Below are 16412 nucleotides of genomic sequence, written 5' to 3'. Positions count from 1 at the left end.
CCGACGCCGGCCACGCACCGCATGGTGGCGACGATTATCCGCTGGCGAGTCTCCTCGCCGCTGGCGCCGACCGGGCGACCTAGCATGCCGTCGAATATAATCGAACGATCAATTAATATCCGGTTCCTGCTCGGAGGTGCGCCCGCATGAACGCCGCGCGGTCGCAGTTGGGGCGCCCGGTAGGCGCCAGCGGCGAGCGGACCCGCGCTCGAATAATCACCGCGGCGATGCGCTGCGTGGGGGAGGTGGGCTACTCCCAGGCGACAATTCGGGAGATCGCCAAGGCTGCCGACATGACCAGCGCGAGCCTGTACAACTACTTCCCGAACAAGTCCGAGTTGATCAAGGCCGCCGTCGCCGCAAGGACCGAGGTCGCGTTGCCCCGGCTGCGCGAGGCGGCCGGGAGCCCCGGCGACGTCGTCGACCGGATCGAAGCGGTGCTCGACGAATCGGGCCGGTTGATGCGCGAGTACCCCGACCTGGCGGCCTTCGAGTGGGCGATCCGCGCCGAGGGCGCCGTCGACCCCGGGGCGCACGGCGCCGGCTTCCAGGCGTTCCGCGAGATCATCGAGGGCATCGTCGGACGAGCCGCCAGATCGGGTCCGGTCGAAGCGATCTATTCGTTGATCTACGGGCTGACCGAGCTGGCGGCCACGCTGCCGCCCGAGGACTACCACGCGGCGCTGGGCGCGGCCAAGCGGCTGGTCAGGGGCACGCTGCTGGGCGGCGATCCGCCGGTCCATTGATATGATCAAACGATTGATTATATAGTCGGCCCCGGGGTCACGATGAGGGAGCCGATGCCAAGGCCTGCGACCGTTGGGGTGACGTTCGACGTCGACGCGCTGCGCCGCAAGTACGCCGATGAGCGGGCGCGCCGGCTGCGCCCGGACGGAATCGCGCAGTACGTCGAGACGGCGGGTGCCTTCGCGCGATTCGCCGAAGACCCATGGGTGGACGGCACGTTCACCCGCGAGCCGCTGACCGACGAGGTCGACGTCGCAGTTATCGGCGGCGGCTTCGGCGGCCTGCTGACGGGCGCGCGGCTGCGCGAGCTCGGTGTCCACAGTGTGCGGTTGATCGACAGGGCGGCCGACGTGGGCGGCACCTGGTACTGGAACCGGTACCCGGGGATCGCGTGTGACGTCGAAAGCTATGTGTACATGCCGCTATTGGAGGAGCTCGGCTACGTTCCGGCGGACAAGTACGCCCGGGGTGCGGAGATCTTCGCCCATTGCCAGCGCATCGCCGAGCACTACGACCTCTACCGCGACGCCTGCCTGCAAACCGACGTACACGAGATCCGTTGGGATTCAAATGCGTCACGCTGGATCATCCGGACCAACCATGGGGACGAGATGCGGGCCAAGTTCGTCTCCATGGCCAATGGTTACCAGGCCAAGCCCAAGCTGCCCGGGATCGCCGGCCTCGGCAGTTTTCGCGGGCCGGCCTTCCACACCAGCCGGTGGGACTACCGCTACACCGGCGAAAAGCTGGAGCACCTGGCGACAAAGCGCGTCGGGATCATCGGCACCGGCGCCACCGCGATCCAGTGCGTGCCGCACCTCGCCGCGGCGGCGCGGCATCTCTACGTGTTCCAGCGCACGCCGTCATCCGTCGACGTGCGAGCCAATCGGCCCACGGACCCGCAGTGGGCCAAGGCATTACGGCCGGGCTGGCAGGCCGAGCGCATCCGCAACTTCCAGATCCTGACGGCGGGCGGTCAGGCCGAGGAGGATCTGGTCGCCGACGCGTGGACGAGCATCACCCGCAAACTTCCCGTGATGCGCCAGGACGGCGCCGGCCCCGCTCCGAACATCGAACTGGCCGACTTCGCCAAGATGGAGGAGATCCGGGCGCGCGTCGACGAGATCGTGATCGATCCCGCGACCGCCGAGGCGCTCAAACCGTGGTACGGCTACTTCTGTAAGCGGCCGTGTTTCCACGACGAATATCTGCAGACCTTCAACCGCGACAACGTCGCGCTGGTCGACACCCGCGGCCGCGGGGTCGAGCGCATCACCGAGGCCGGCGTCGTCGTTGACGGAACGACGTACGAACTCGACTGCCTGATCTTCGCGACCGGTTTCGAGGTCGGCACCGACTACTGCCGGCGCACCGGGTTCGAGCTGATCGGCCGCGACGGCGTGACGCTGACCGACCGGTGGCGCGACGGCGTGCGAACGTTCCAGGGCTTGTGTGCCAACGGGTTTCCGAACTGCTTCATCGAAAGCATCGCCCAGGCGGGGCTCACCGTGAACTTCCCCTACCTGCTGGACGTGCAGGCCAGCCACGCCGCGTGGATCATCGCGTGGGCGCTGGAGCGCGGCGTCAGCGAGATCGAGGCGTCACGTGAGGCCGAAGCCGCGTGGGTCGACCTGGTGGTGGCCCGTTCGACGGCGACCGCCGAGCGGGCCAGGACCTGCACGCCGGGCTACTACAACCGGGAAGGCAAGGCGGACGCCAAGACTCGGCAGGGCAGCTTCTTCATCGGCGCACCGACCGAGTACGCGGACCTGCTGCAGGCCTGGCGGGCGAAGGGGGACCTCGAAGGGTACGACGTCCGCGGCGGAAAGGCCGGGCCGTGACGAGCCGAGGCGCCCGCCGGCGCTATGCGGTCGGCCGGCTGCGGGCGGCCACGCGCCGCCGGCGCCCGCCCAAGGTGGCGATCATCGGGGCCGGCTTCGGCGGCCTCGGCGCGGCGGTGGCGCTACGCCGCGCCGGCATCGACGACCTGGTGATCATCGAGGCCGGCGACGGCGTCGGCGGGACCTGGCGCCGCAACACCTATCCCGGCGCCGCCTGCGACATCCAGAGCCACCTGTACTCCTTTTCCTTCGCGCCCAACAAGTCCTGGAGCCGCACCTACGCTCGTCAGCCCGAGATCCTGGCCTACCTCGAGTCGGTGGCCGACGACTTCGACCTGCGCCGCCATCTCATGCTCGGCACCAAAGTGCGTTCGGTCCGGTGGGACCCCGACGCGTGGTGCTGGGACTGCCAAGTGGAACGCGCGGGGCAAGCCGAGACGCTGAGCGCCGACGTCGTCGTCTGCGCCGTCGGATTGTTCGGGTCGCCGAAGCGTCCCGACATCGCGGGGCTGACCGACTTCGGCGGCTCGCTGATGCACACCGCGCAGTGGGATCACGGCATCGAGCTGGCCGGCAAGAAGGTGGCGGTGATCGGCACCGGCGCCAGCGGCGTGCAGGTGGTCCCGGAGCTCGCGAAGACCGCGGAACGCGTGACGGTGTTCCAGCGGACCCCGCCGTGGATGGTGCCCAAGGACGATCGGCCTTACAGCCCGGCCGAATTGGCGCGCTTCCGGCGTGATCCCCTGGCGGTGCGCCGCGCCCGTTGGCAGATTTGGAAATTCCAGCACGACAACACCGCCACCTTCGCCGACGACCCGGTGGTCGCCGCGCGCACGCACGTCGCGACATCGTTCTTGGAGCGCACCGTGGCCGACGGGCGGCTGCGCCGCGCGCTGACGCCGGACTATCCGTTCCGGTGCAAGCGGGTGCTGCTGGGCGACGACTATTACCGCGCGTTGCAGGCGGACAACGTCGAGCTGGTCACCGATCCCATCGCGCGGGTCACCGAGACGTCGGTGCTGACCGCGGCCGGCCGGACCGTCGACGTCGACGCGATTGTGCTGGCGACCGGGTTCGAAACGTCGCGCTACCTGTCGGGGATCGACGTGGTCGGCGTCGACGGTCAACGGCTGCACGAGCTCTGGGGCGCCGACGCGAGCGCCTATCTCGGGGTGGCGGTCGCGGGCTTTCCGAACTTCTTCATGCTCTACGGCCCCAACACCAACCAGGGCGGCAACTCGATCGTGTACATCCTGGAGGCGGGCGCGCGGCTGGTGGCCAGCGCCGTCAGCCGGGTGGCGCGCCGGGGCGGCTACGTCGACGTCCGCCCGGAGGCCGAAAGGCGCTACAACGAAGCGCTTTCGGCGGATCTCGAGCGCACGGTGTGGACCCAGTGCGACAGCTATTTCCGTTCGCCCACCGGCCGCATCGTGACCCAATGGCCCTATACCGAACTGGAATACGCGCGGCGCACCTGGCGGCTGCGGTCGCGCGACTGGTTGCACCGCTCAAGGGGTGCTCCGCCGCTGTCGGGGCCGCCTCGGCAGGTCCATCTTGGCGGCTTCCTCGGTGGCGATCCTGCCCGCCACGTTGTCTATCGCCCTGCGGAACGCCTGCATGCCGAGACCGATTCCCAGGGAACGTAATTGGACAGTCTTCTCGGCGATCGCAGGCCAGTCGTCGATGGGCAGCCCCGCGTGCAGGAATGGCTCCCAGATCTGCTCCCGATAGAGGTCGACGAACGCCTGCATGCTCGCGATCTGGTGGTTGGTCATGTGCGTCAGCGCCTGGGCAACCTTGGCCAAGGGGAGTCCGATCGCGACGAGCTGCTCGACGTAGTCGAACGTGCGCGTGTCGGTGATGACGAGCAGCTCGTCGTTCACCACGTCGATCAGCCCGCAGCCGGCCAAGTGCTGCTCCGCGTCGGGGCCGAACCGTTCGGCCAGGTCGACGCGTTTCATCTCCATCGATCCGGTGAGGTTGGCGGGGCCGAGCGCTTGCGAGGTCAGCCGGCGTAACTCGGGCGCGGATTCACCGGACTGGTCCAGGACTCGCCGGATGATGTCGAGGGGAAACCCCTGTGCTCGAAGCGATTTGATCCGCTCGATGTGCGCGATGTGGTCGTCGCTGTAGATCCCGATCCGGCCGCGCCGCTGGGGCGGTGGGAGCAACCCGTTGGTTTGCCACTCGCGAATGTTCCGCGCCGTCATATCGACGCGGCGCGCGAGTTCGTCGATTGTCATGTCCACCGGCGACGACCCTTGTCGATTACGGAAACTTACGTTACGGTCCAGTGCGTAACTATACAGGGTAGGTGATCGATGGCGCTCACTGACGGGGTTCGCTTCACCGGCTCGGCGGCGCGCACGCTGGCCGGCGCCGCGTTGGCCAACGCGGTGGGCGCCCGCCGGCGCTTGCCGCTCGACGCTGACATCACCGCCTACGATCCGCTGGATGCGGCGACGGCGGCCCAGCCGCACGAGGCCTACCGACGATTGCACGCCGGCGCCCGGGTGCAATACAACCCGAAGCGCAAAGTGTTCGTCCTGAGTCGCTTGGACGACGTCCGGGCGGCCGCGCGCGACGACGCCAAACTGTCCAGTGCCGACGGGCCCACGCTGACCCGGATACGCACCCCGATCCTGGTCTCGCTCGACGGCGACGCGCACGCCCGGCAGCGCCGTCAGGTGTTGCCGGCCTTCACCAAGGCCGCCCTGGACAGCTGGCGCCCGATCATCGACAGGCTCGCCGCCGAGACAGTCCACGACGTCTTGGCCGACCCGGGGTGCGACGTGGTGCAGCGACTGGCGATCCCAATGCCGGTGCGCCTCATTGCCCGGTTGCTCGGCGTTCCCGACACCGACGTCGACGACTTTCGGCGGTGGTCCGAAGCGTCGGTACAGATCACCGACATCGACCTCACGGCACGCGGTGCGCGCAAGCTGGCCGGCTCGCTGCGCGGCTCGTGGGCGATGCATCGCTATTTCACGCGGCAGTTCGCCGTCGGCGGCCTGAAGGGCTCCGACACCATCCTGGGACGGCTGCTGGCCGAGAACGAGTCCGGCTCCCTGCCCGACCGTGAGCTGTTCTACTTCGCGATGCTGTTGCTGCTGGCCGGCAACGAGACCACGACCAACCTGCTCGGTGGCATGTTCGACACCCTGGCGGCCCACCCCGAGCAGTACGACCTCCTACGTGCCGATCCCGACGCGGTGCCGATGGCGGTCGAGGAGCTGCTGCGTTATCTGTCGCCGGCGCAGAACGTGTATCGGACCGCGCTCAGTGACTACCGGGTCGGCGACACCACGATTCCGGCGGGTGCGCGGATCATGCTCTCGATCGGCGCGGCCAATCGGGATCCGCGGGCGTTCGACGAACCCGACGCGTTCCGGGTGGATCGAAACCCGACCCAGCACATAACTTTTGGGTTCGGCGCGCACCTCTGCATCGGGGCGCAGTTGACGCGGATGGAGGCCCAGGCGGTGCTGCGTGAGCTGACGGCGCACGTCAGCCGGATTTCCGTGGTCGGCGCGCCACAATGGTCCACCAACAGCCTGCTGCGCGGACCGACGCGCCTGGCCGTCCATCTGACTCCCGCGTGAGTCGCGCGGAGCGGGCGCACCGCACGGGGCCTCAGCGGGCGGGATCGTCGGCCACCTCGATGGCGCCGGCGTTGGCCGCCGCGCGCAGTTGATGGAAGTCGTCGAGCGACTTGTCGGCGTAGGCGTAACTCCACTCGGCGACCGCCTGATGCAAGGTGTCGCCGGTGCCCGCATAGCCGCGCAGTATCGACGCATTGGCGCTCTGCGAGTGCGCCCGCGCCAGCAGCACCGCGCAGGCACTGACGTAGTCGCTGAACGTCGAAGGCGACATGCCTTCGGTCTCGACGGAGCCCTTCATGTCGTGGAATTGACGCACGTAGTAGTCGCGGCCATCCTTGCGCGTCGTGCCGAGGAACACGTCCGACATCGCCTGCAGGATCTGCTGGCCATCGATGACGCGCACGCCCTGGCCGCTCGCCTCGACCGCCGCGATGAGGCTTTCCGGTTGAGCCCACCGGCCGTACTCGTCGAGCACCGATCGAGTGGCCTCTTTGATCTGCAGGATCAGCGGCGTGCCATCGGGCCCCACCAGGATGACCAGATAACACCGGGTGCCGACGCTGCCGACGCCGACCACGCGCAGCGCGACATCGGTGATGCGGAAGTGCGACAGCAGAAGCGCAACGTCGGCCGGGACCGCCGTTAGGTACTCCTGGACCGCCTCCACCAACGGCTCTTCGGTCTCCTCGTCGACATGTTGGAGCACCGGGGGCGCCTCCCGCAGGCGCGGGGTCCCGTCGGGCCCAATCTCCATGATCCGCTTGAACACTCGCGCCGACGTTCGAGTGCGCGCCCGGGATATCGTCTTCTGAATCACCGCCTGCAGGCCCTTGGACACCGTCCCGGTGTAGTGCTCGGGTTCCACCCGCAGGTAGTAGCGGTCCAGAACGTTCATCTCCTCGAGCATCGCCGTCAGGCTGGTTTGGTAACCCACCACCGCCTGTTCCACGCAACGGCGGATCGCCTTGGCCGGGTATCCGGCGTGGCGCCCCCCGACGATCGCGCTGGTGATCAGGCGCTTGACGTCCCACTCGGCCGGCGCCACCGCGGCCTCGTCAAAATCGTTCAGGTCGAACACTATTGAGCGATCGGGCGCGGCGTATACGCCGAAATTCGAGATGTGCGCGTCACCGCAGCACATGATTTCGATCCCGCTGGTCGGGCTGGCGGCGAGGTCGGCGGCCATGACCGCCGCCGAGCCCCGATAGAACGAGAAGGGGTCGGTGAGCATCCGGGCAAAACGCAGGGGGACGAGGTCGGGCAGCCGGCCGGCGTTTTGCTCTACGAGGATTTCCGTGGCCGTTCGGTGAGACGGAGTCAATTGGGCGAGAGCGCTCCGGGGAGCCGTCTTGCGCAGCGCCCGTCCGCGCGCCACATCCGCGCTGGGCACTTCCAGTTCGATAAGGCGGTCACGCAAAGCCCGCGGCGGCATCCGCTCAGCATAGGTACGGGGCGCGTTCTGCAGTTAGCTTCAGGGTGATTCTCAACGCTGCGCCGAAGTGGCCTGATCGTTAACATCGTTGAACGTATTGGTGCCGGACGAAATGGTCCGGCGTTTGCTGCGAGAGGACGCCTGGATGTTGAAAGCGCGTCCGGCGTTCGAGCGTTTCCGCCCCCGGTTGCGCATCGGCTGGCTCAACGTCGTCGGGGTGGTCGCCCTCGTCCTCGCCGCCACCGCGATCGTCGTCAAGAACGCTCCCGGGGCGGGAACCAACCAGATCCTCAACGTCTCCTACGACCCGACGCGTGAGTTGTACGCGGCGATCGACAAGGCATTCATCCCGCAATATCGCGCGCACACCGGAATCAGCTTGGACATCAAGGAATCTCACGGCGGTTCGGGCCGTCAGCTGCGCAGCGTCCTCGACGGCAGCCAGAAGGCCAGCGTGGTGTCGCTGGCGCTGATCAGCGACGTCGAGACGCTGAGCAAGCGGGGGCTGGTCGCCCCCGACTGGCAACGGCGGCTGCCGCACAACTCGGTGCCGTACACGTCGACCATCGTCTTCGTCGTCCGCAAGGGTAATCCCAAGGCCATCCACGACTGGCCCGACCTGATCAAGGGCGACGTGTCCGTGGTGACCCCCAACCCGCGCAGTTCGGGCAACGGCCAGCTCAGCGTCCTCGCGGCCTGGGGCTCGGTCACCACCCGGGGCGGCAGCCAGGCCCAAGCGACCGACTACGTGCGGTCGCTGTTGCGCCACGTGGCGGTCTCGGATGCCGGGGCGCGCGGGGCCGGCGACAGCTTCACGCTGGCGAAGATCGGCGACGTCCAGCTGACCTGGGAGAACGAGGCGCTGCGCGAGGTCGCCGCCAACAAAGACGAACTGCAGCTGGTGTATCCACCGGTCAGCATCCTCGCCGAACCCGCCGTGGCCTGGGTCGACGCGAACCTCACCGATCCGAAGAATGCGACCTACGCCAAGGCGTACCTCGACTACCTGTTCACCGACGCCGCGCAAGAACAGGTGGCGCAGTACGGTTACCGCCCGTTCAAGCCGGAGATCCTGGCCAAGCATGCCGACCGGCTGCCGCCGCTCACGCTGTTCCCGATCACCGCCATCGCCAAGGACTGGAGCGACGCGCGCGAGCAGTTCTTCGGCATCAACGGAATCCTCGACACCATCTCGGCGCCGCCGGGTGCGGCGTCGGCCACTTAACGGAAAGACCGAACGCACCGTGGGCTTGGCGCTGAATTACGACCTGGTGAAGGGCCGGCACGATCTGATCGCCGGCCTGACCGTCGCCGCCATCTCGTTCCCCCAGGCGATGGCGTACGCGTTGATCGCGGGCGTGGACCCGAGATTCGGGGTCTACTCGGCGATCGTCGTGACGATCGTCGCGTCGATCTTCGGCTCGTCGTCGCATTTGATCAACGGGCCGACGAGCGCCATCTCGCTGCTGGTCTTCGGCGCCCTGGCATTCATCGATTCGGAGAACAGCACCCAACTCTTCGAGGGCTTGTTCCTGCTGGCCGTGCTGGTCGGCGGGTTCCAGATCATCATCAGCCTGTTCAAGCTCGGCAACCTGACCCGCTACATCTCCGAGTCGGTGATCATCGGCTTCATGGCCGCGGCGGCGCTTCTGCTTGCCGCCGGGCAGCTGGGCAACGCATTCGGGGTGCGCGACAAGGGAAACGGGCACATGCAGGTCTTGCGCCGGGTCTGGCTCACCCTCACGCACGGCGACGCGATCAACTACCGTGCCTTGACGCTCAGCGTCGCCGCGGTGGTGCTGGCGGTCGTGCTGCGCCGGCTGGTCCGACGCTACGGCTGGCCACAGGTCGACATGCTCGCCGTGCTGATCGTCACCGCCCTGATCGCCTACGTGGCGGGGTGGTCGATTCCGGGCGCCAACGGGCATACCGCGGTCGCGGTGGCCGCGAAAATTCCGCGCAGCCTGCCCGCCCCGCACATCCCGGAGGTCCACATCGACTGGCTGCCCGAGCTGTCATCCGGCGCGCTGGCGATCGCGTTCGTCGGCATCATCGAGGCACTGTCGATCGCCAAAGCCATTGCCTATCAAACGCAACAGCAGATCGACTACAACCGGCAGATCATGGCCGAGGGTCTGGCCAACCTCACCGGCGGCTTCTTTCAGAGCCTGCCGGGTTCGGGCTCGCTGTCACGATCGGCGATCAACTTCCAGTCCGGCGGGTTGACCCGGTTCTCCGGGATCGTCTCGGCCGCAACGGTTGCCGCGGCGCTGCTATTGTTCGCGCCGCTGTTGCGCTATGTGCCCCAGGCGGCGCTGGCCGGGTTGCTGCTCGTCACCGCCGCCCGCCTCGTCGACTTCAAGCGCCTGATCTACACGCTCAAGGCGTCGCGCTATGACGCCGGCCTGGTGCTCGTCACCGCGTTCACCGGAGTGGCGATCGATCTCGACAAGTCGGTTCTGTTGGGCGTGATCCTGTCGATCCTGCTGTTCGTGCCCCGCGCGGCGAAGCTGAAGGCCAAAGAGCTGATCGTGACCCCCGAACGCGTGGTCCGCGAACGCATCCCGGGCGACCCGGCCGATCCCTCGATCGTCATCTACGACGTGGAAGGCGAGCTGTTCTTCGGCGCCGCACCGGAATTGGATCGCTACCTGTCGGAGATCCGGCAGCGGGTCGAGAGCGACGGCATCCGGTTCGTGGTGTTGCGGCTCAAACGGGTGCGCCATCCCGACGTCGTCTGCATCGAGCGCATCGAGCACTTCCTGCGCGAGGAGGCGGCGCGCGGTGTCACCGTCCTGCTCGCCGGAGTGCGCGCCGATACGCTCACGCTGCTGAAAAACGTTGGTTTCCAAGGCTGGTTTCCCGCGGAGCACGTCTTCCCCGAGGAAGACGAGGAATACTCCGCGACGCTCAAAGCGGTGCGCTATGCCCACAACGGGCTGGCGGAACCGGCCCCGCCCGCGGACCTGTATTACCTGGTCTGAAACTCAACCCTTGGCCGCGGCCACCCTGGCCCGCTCGGTCATCGAGGCGATCACCCCGCCGTCGTTGAGGATGTCGGCGCCGGTGAGGTAACCGGCCTTTTCGCTGGCGCAGAACGCGAGTAGCTCCGCCATCTCCTCGGCCTTGCCCCAGCGCGGCACGGCGGCGTCGGCGACCATGGCGCCGGCCCCGGCCTGCTCCTCCAGCCGGCCCATCTCGGTGTCGGTCGACCCCGGCGAGACCGAGACGATGCGCAGCCCGCGCGCGTTGAATCGCTCCGCCTGTGCCTGGCTGTACCACTTGACGAAGGTCTTGCTCAGCGCGTAGGCGAGGCCGGACCGGGCCTCCTCGGGCGCGATGTCGCAGGCCGCCAGCATGGCGCCCATGAACGCCTCGGGGTCGTCCAGGGCCAGCGGAAATTGGTGCGCCGGAACGATTTCCCCGGGGAGCATGTAGGCCGACATGGACGCCACGTTGACGATCACCGCGCCCTCACCGGCGATCTGATAAAACGCCTCGTTGACGTTGACCGTGCCGACCGCGTTGGTCCGCATGACGTAGTCGGCGGCGCCCATGCTCGGACTGACCCCGGCGGCGTGGATGACCGAGGTGAGCGTCCCGAGCTTGGTTGCGGTGTCGAGCAGCGCATCGACCGCGCCCCGGTCGGTGACGTCGCAGTCGACGGCCGTGGGAGTGATCCCGAGGTCTTTCAGGGTCGCGGCCGCGGCATTCAGGCGGTCCTGTCGCACGTCGCAGAGGACCACGGTGTTATCGCGGCCAACGATTTTGGCCGTGGCCAGACCCATGCCGCCGGCGCCGCCCGTGATTACCGACACTCGATTCATAGGTGGACCGTATACGCAGCGCGCCCTGGCTGCGCCGGCCGGGTTGTCGGACGCTAGCCCGGGAGCGTGGGGCGCTCCCCCTCGTGATGCGGGTGGCCGGTGTGGCGGATCGCCCGGCCGACGAATGGCGCCCGGAACGTGTCGATCAGGTGGCTGCGGTTGATGATCAGGCCGACGACCGCCACCGCGGTATAGACACCGCAGAGCAGCAACCGCTCCTGCGTCGAGACCAACGGGAACTGGACGAAGAACAACGCCAGCAGCGCGCACGCCGCGAGCCGCCCGAAACGCAGCCCCAATATCAGCGCCACCCCCATCAGCGTCTGGGTGGCCGTCAGCAGCACTTCCTCGACCTGGCGGGAGTCGAGCACCAACGCGAACCCGCCGCCGCCGAGGAGGTGGGCCACGGGCAACGATCCGATCAGCAGCGTCCACTGGTTGACCTTGGAGGAGATGAGCGTGGCGATCGCCGCCGTGCCCTTGCCGCGGGAGGCGAAGATGACCGCGATGATGAACTCGGGCGCCTCCGAGGCCAGCGGCGCGAGCCACTGGACGAGCAGGAACCGGTCGATGCCGAGTTCGGTGCCGGCCGCGACGAGGTTGTCGGCGAACGGCTTGGCGCACAGCAGGATCACGGCGCCCGACGTGACGAACAGGCCGATCACAGCGATGCGCCGGGTGCGGTCGGGCAGCTCCCCGAGGGCGGCCGCGGTACCGATGAGATCGGGCTCCTCCACGTCGCCGTGGCCGATCTTGTACAGGTAAAAGCCGAACCAGGCCAGCAGCACCAGCCCCAGGGCCAGGTGGATCTGGCCGGTCGCGGGCATCACGAACGCGACCACCCCGGCGACGAGCAGGAAGCCGAGTTCGACGCGATTGGCGGGCTCCAGGGTCACGCCGCGGGATTTGGGGCTGCCCGCTTTTCGCGCCACCATGATGCTGACCAGCACCACGACCGGCCAGCCAAGCCCCATCAGGAGCCGGTTGGACCCGGTCATGTTGGCGGCGGCGTACTGGGTGTAATCCGGATCGTGGCCGGACACGTAGGCGTAGTAGAGGTCGACGGCGTATTCGGGCAGCACCGCCACCAGCGCCAGCACCGCGATCGCCAGGCCGCCGGACACGTCGATCTGCGCGGTCTCGGCGGCCCACGCGAGCAGGAAGCTGGCGGCGACCACCGCGGACCCGTAGATCAGCAGCGCGGCGACCGGGTCCAGGTGCAGGCCGATGATTCGGATGACCACCGCCGGGGCGATGAAGACCGCGGTGATCAGCGCCGAACGGGTCAGGGTGAACCGCCGCGCCCGCGATGACGCCGCGACCGCGGCGGCGGGTGAGTCTGTGGCCGGCATCGTCATCCTTCAGCTCGAAGAGGGGTGCCGATCAGTGGTGGGTGCTTGGCTCGTATGCCCTGGCGGACTGCTCCCAAACGTACCCGCGAAACCATGGGCCAGCAACGCGACCGGATCGGCAAACCAGCCGTACCACCGCTTCCGTCTTCGCTGGCCAAGCCGCTCGAGGTGGAAAGTTCGGGCCAGCTGATCTGAAACTTTGGCAAACCTTTTGGGCGTTGTGGTGCCGTTTTGACCTGCCTACGCCGCGGGCGGGCGCATCTCAGGCGCGGATGGATCGACGGGTGCACAGATAGCTCGATCAACTTCGGGGAAGTGCACTCCGCCGGACAGCCGTGGAACATCGATATTCACTAGGACGCGTTGCTGGAGTCCACGGTTCCCGGCGGAGCCCGACGGGTGCTCGACGGCGGGTGCTGATCTCGTGGCGTGCCCCGGCTAGCCCGGCGGGCCCATCGCCGCGGCCGCGGCCTGGGCGAAGAGTTCGACGGCCTGCTTGCGCGTCAGTGAGCTCGTCAGCTGCTCGGCGGCGCGCATGACGTCGCCGACGAACCAGGTCGGGCCGTTCGCGAGGTTGTCGAACGCCTCCGCGATCACGTCCGCCACGGCGACGGAGCCCGGTGGGGTCTCGTCGGGCGAGCTGATCTGGCCGCGGCCGTGCTCGAGCCGGCGCAGCGCGGGAGTGTTCGTCTTGCCGAGGATCAGGCCCACCACGTCGACGCCTTTGTCGTGCAATTCGGCCCACAACGCCTCGGCGAAGACCATGTCGAACGCCTTGGACGCGCCGTAGGCGACCATGTTCGCCCCGCCGACCAGCCCGGCGCCGGACCCGAAGATGACGATGCCGCCGCTGCCCCGCTCGACCATGGCGGGCGCGAAGTGGTGACACAGCTGCATCGGCGCCATGCAGTTGCGTTGCACCATCGCCTCGGCGGCCTCGATCGGATTGGCAAGGAACGGTTCATAATTCGGGTCGGCACCGGCGCAGTACACGAGGAAGCCGATCTCCAGATCGCCGGTCGCCGCCGCGATCGCCGACGCCGCGCCCGGCCCCGCGAGGTCGATCGCGAGGGTGCGTGTTTCGACCGACGTCCTGGAATTGATCTCCGCCGCAACGTGATCCAATGCCGATTGGCGGCGGGCCAGCAGCACGACGTTGACGCCGTGCTCAGCGATCCCCGCGGCGAACGCGGCGCCCAGACCGTCGGAAGCCCCGGCGACCAGCGCCCACGGCCCATACTTGGTCGCGAATGTCACCTAAGGGCTCCCCACTGTAGCCACCCGCACCACGGTGAACCGCCGCCGCGCGATGCGCCACCCGTCGGCGGTGCGGACGATGTCGTCGTCGTAAAAGCCGATGCCGTTGGCGCCGGATTGGTTGTCGGCGAACATGATCAGCGCATCGACATAGGTACGAGCCGTGGCCTTGTCGCCGTCGACCGTGATGACCTGGTTGGTCAACCGGTGCAGCGTGTGCCCCGCCAAGGCGTGCGTCTTCTCCATGAAGTCCGTGACGGCGTCAACGCCGTTCCATGCACCGATCTCGCCGTAGTCGAGCTGGCAGTCCTCGGTGAACACGGTTCGAAACAGCGGCCAGTCGCGTCGGTCGATCCCGGTCGCGTACCGAACGAGCAGATCCGAAATCTGCTGCCGGTCGCCGTTTTCGGTCATCAGACGTCTCCATTCGGGTTGACCACGACGCGCGGTGGTCCTTCGGATCTGCGCTCCCGCTCGAACGCGCCGGGTACCTCGTCCAGAAAGCAACGCATCGGCCTGGTTCATATTCTCGAATAATCGATATAAAGTCTCGAATGATCGGTGTAACCATATGAATGCTGCCGTAAAGGAGTCAAGACATTCGCGGATCGCCCTCGGCGCCGACCGCCCGAGTGCTCGACGTCGTCGAGCTCCTGGCCCGGTTCCCGGATGCGCCGCTGCGCTTCTCCGACGTCGTGCGCGAGCTCGACCTCACCCAGGCGACGGCCCACGCGATCCTGAAGACGCTCTGCGACCGGGGCTGGGTCAGCCGCGACCCCGTCGCCAAGACCTTCATCCTCGGCCCCGCGCTCGCGGTGGTGGCCGCGCGCACCGACACCGCCCGTCCCCTTGCGCACGCCGCCCGTTCCGCGGTGCTGCGGCTCTCCCGCGAAGTCGGCTACGCCGGCTCGGTGGTCGAGCGATTCGGTGACTCGCTGGTGGTGACCGCCTTCGAGGGTGACCCCGCGACGCAGCCCGCGGGCATCCCGGGCGATCGGATCCCCTACGCGCCGCCGTTCGGTGTCGCACTCGCGGCCTGGGACGGCGAGGAGGAACAGCGGGCGTGGATCCGTCGCGGTGCCGGCGACAACACCGATCGTTGCGAGCGCCTCGAACGCGTCCTGGAACACACCCGGCGGCGGGGGTTCGACGTCGACTGGACGACGCCCGCCCTGGCACAGGCCGTCCAAGCGGTCGTCGGGCTGGATCACCACGAGATGCCGACGCCCGTGCGCCACATCCTGGATCAGCTGCTCGCGGAGTTCACCACCATCGGCTTCCTCTCCGACGACAATCCCGGCCGCCGCAAGCAACCCGTGGTCACGATCGCCGCGCCGGTTTTCGACCATCGCGGACAAGCCGCCCTGATGCTGGCCGTGCATCCGCTGTGCTCGCTCAGCGCGAGGCAAATCCGGCTCATCGGCCAAAAGCTCACCGAAGAAACGGCGGCGATCAGCCAATCGCAACGGCATGCGGTGGATCGCACCGGCTAAGTTAGCCATCCGGATATCAGAGCGTCATCACCAAAACACCTGCGGGACAGCAGCGCTCGTCGGAATCCGGCCTGATGGGCGCTATGTCTCCTCGCGGCCAGGAACTCCCGCGTCGAAGGCGTTGAGCGCCACGGCAACCATGGAGAAGCAGCCCACCAGAAACACGATCTCGGCGGCCCCTTGCTCGCCGAACCGCGCGACGGCACGTCGATAGGTGGTCTCGGGCAGCACACCGCCGCGGTTGAGCGCGGCGGCCATGTCGTATGCGGCGCGTTCGTCGCCGGTGAGGTCGGCGGGGCGCTCACCGGCGGCGATGGTGGCGATCTTGTCGTCGGACAGCCCGGCGCGGCGCGCGAAGTACTCATGTCCGTAGATCTCGTACCGCGCCCCGAACTTCGCGGCGGTTACCAGGATGACCAATTGATGGACGCTGCCGGGCAACAGGGCATGCTCCCACAGCGATCTGTTGAGAGCCCAAGCCGGCGAGCCGAATTGGGGAAAATGCAGCCAACCGTTGAACGGCCCGACCAGCGCACCGTCACCGCGGTATGCAATGAGTTCGCCGAAGCCGCTGTCGATTACGGCGCGCATGTCGGCGTACAGGGCTTGCTGTGCGGCGGTCAAACCGCTCGGTGGCAACAGCGGAAGTCGCACCGGCTCCCTCCCTGCGTGATCGCGGTTGTTTGACCCAGCCAATCCGCGGAACGCCAACGTGTCCACGACGGGCTTTCGACCAGTGCTAAGTCACGCTTCCTACCGCAGGTAGAGCCACTTAAGCTCGTCTCATGTTGCGTCCTGCAAGTTGGATTGGACTAGCGGGTGAAAGTCCCGTCCGGGTAGGCACCGGAGCGCCGGGTAGCA

At 67.7% G+C, this 16412-nt stretch carries 13 protein-coding genes and 2 pseudogenes; 7 read left to right on the top strand and 8 right to left on the bottom strand.

From position 1 onward, the window contains the following. Positions 1 to 86 (bottom strand): annotated as a pseudogene (locus A5712_RS31765) (TetR/AcrR family transcriptional regulator); the annotation flags it as partial. Between the two features lie 60 nt (positions 87 to 146). Here A5712_RS31765 and A5712_RS04735 point away from each other — a divergent pair. Genes A5712_RS04735 through A5712_RS04725 form a run of 3 tightly spaced genes read left to right on the top strand, consistent with a single transcriptional unit; the run spans position 147 to position 4234 of the window. Then, the gene (locus tag A5712_RS04735; protein WP_068101984.1) at positions 147 to 746 is read left to right on the top strand and encodes a TetR/AcrR family transcriptional regulator; all 600 of its coding nucleotides are present in this window, start codon (positions 147 to 149) and stop codon (positions 744 to 746) included. A 54-nt stretch (positions 747 to 800) separates the two neighbouring features. Further along, positions 801 to 2588 (top strand): NAD(P)/FAD-dependent oxidoreductase, encoded by a 1788-nt coding sequence (locus A5712_RS04730; RefSeq protein ID WP_068101993.1) that lies wholly within the window; start codon positions 801 to 803, stop codon positions 2586 to 2588. Further along, on the top strand, positions 2585 to 4234 hold the full coding sequence (locus tag A5712_RS04725; protein ID WP_082973267.1) for an NAD(P)/FAD-dependent oxidoreductase: 1650 nt from the start codon (positions 2585 to 2587) through the stop codon (positions 4232 to 4234). Before A5712_RS04730 ends, A5712_RS04725 begins: the two co-directional genes overlap by 4 nt. A 405-nt stretch (positions 4235 to 4639) precedes the next feature. On the opposite strand, the pseudogene A5712_RS32300 reads toward A5712_RS04725, so the two are convergent. After that, positions 4640 to 4831: pseudogene (locus tag A5712_RS32300) on the bottom strand (helix-turn-helix domain-containing protein); the annotation flags it as partial. A gap of 78 nt (positions 4832 to 4909) precedes the next feature. Between A5712_RS32300 and A5712_RS04715 the strand changes: the two are divergent. Next, positions 4910 to 6190 carry a cytochrome P450 gene (locus A5712_RS04715; protein WP_082973266.1) on the top strand — a complete coding sequence of 427 codons (1281 nt, stop codon included), beginning with the start codon at positions 4910 to 4912 and terminating at the stop codon, positions 6188 to 6190. Between the two features lie 31 nt (positions 6191 to 6221). Here A5712_RS04715 and A5712_RS04710 read toward each other — a convergent pair whose 3' ends face one another. Further along, positions 6222 to 7622, bottom strand: a complete 1401-nt coding sequence (locus tag A5712_RS04710; protein WP_068101980.1) for a DUF2252 domain-containing protein — start codon at positions 7620 to 7622, stop codon at positions 6222 to 6224. Between the two features lie 145 nt (positions 7623 to 7767). On the opposite strand from A5712_RS04710, the gene A5712_RS04705 reads away from it, so the two are divergent. Then, positions 7768 to 8847 (top strand): sulfate ABC transporter substrate-binding protein, encoded by a 1080-nt coding sequence (locus A5712_RS04705; protein ID WP_068101989.1) that lies wholly within the window; start codon positions 7768 to 7770, stop codon positions 8845 to 8847. Between the two features lie 19 nt (positions 8848 to 8866). Further along, positions 8867 to 10606 (top strand): SulP family inorganic anion transporter, encoded by a 1740-nt coding sequence (locus A5712_RS04700; RefSeq protein ID WP_068101987.1) that lies wholly within the window; start codon positions 8867 to 8869, stop codon positions 10604 to 10606. A gap of 3 nt (positions 10607 to 10609) precedes the next feature. Here A5712_RS04700 and A5712_RS04695 read toward each other — a convergent pair whose 3' ends face one another. The 4 genes from A5712_RS04695 to A5712_RS04680 form a co-directional block, all read right to left on the bottom strand. Next, entirely contained in the window at positions 10610 to 11449 is an 840-nt protein-coding gene (locus A5712_RS04695; RefSeq protein ID WP_082973265.1) for an SDR family oxidoreductase, read from the bottom strand. Positions 11450 to 11502: 53 nt separating this feature from the next. Next, positions 11503 to 12801 carry a sodium:proton exchanger gene (locus A5712_RS04690; protein WP_068101986.1) on the bottom strand — a complete coding sequence of 433 codons (1299 nt, stop codon included), beginning with the start codon at positions 12799 to 12801 and terminating at the stop codon, positions 11503 to 11505. Positions 12802 to 13239: 438 nt separating this feature from the next. Next, positions 13240 to 14058, bottom strand: a complete 819-nt coding sequence (locus A5712_RS04685; RefSeq protein WP_068101977.1) for an SDR family NAD(P)-dependent oxidoreductase — start codon at positions 14056 to 14058, stop codon at positions 13240 to 13242. Beyond that, positions 14059 to 14472 (bottom strand): nuclear transport factor 2 family protein, encoded by a 414-nt coding sequence (locus A5712_RS04680; protein WP_068101975.1) that lies wholly within the window; start codon positions 14470 to 14472, stop codon positions 14059 to 14061. It abuts the gene before it with no gap. Between the two features lie 218 nt (positions 14473 to 14690). Between A5712_RS04680 and A5712_RS04675 the strand changes: the two genes are divergently transcribed. Continuing rightward, positions 14691 to 15551, top strand: coding sequence for an IclR family transcriptional regulator (locus A5712_RS04675; protein WP_068101973.1), 861 nt, complete (start codon positions 14691 to 14693; stop codon positions 15549 to 15551). An 81-nt stretch (positions 15552 to 15632) separates the two neighbouring features. Here the strand turns inward: A5712_RS04675 and A5712_RS04670 are convergent, their stop codons facing one another. Continuing rightward, the gene (locus A5712_RS04670; protein WP_068101971.1) at positions 15633 to 16205 is read right to left on the bottom strand and encodes a carboxymuconolactone decarboxylase family protein; all 573 of its coding nucleotides are present in this window, start codon (positions 16203 to 16205) and stop codon (positions 15633 to 15635) included. Positions 16206 to 16412 lie beyond the last annotated feature (207 nt).

Origin of the sequence: Mycobacterium sp. E2327 (assembly GCF_001672675.1) — a bacterium.
GTDB lineage: Bacteria > Actinomycetota > Actinomycetes > Mycobacteriales > Mycobacteriaceae > Mycobacterium.
This window is presented reverse-complemented; position numbering and strand designations above follow the sequence as displayed.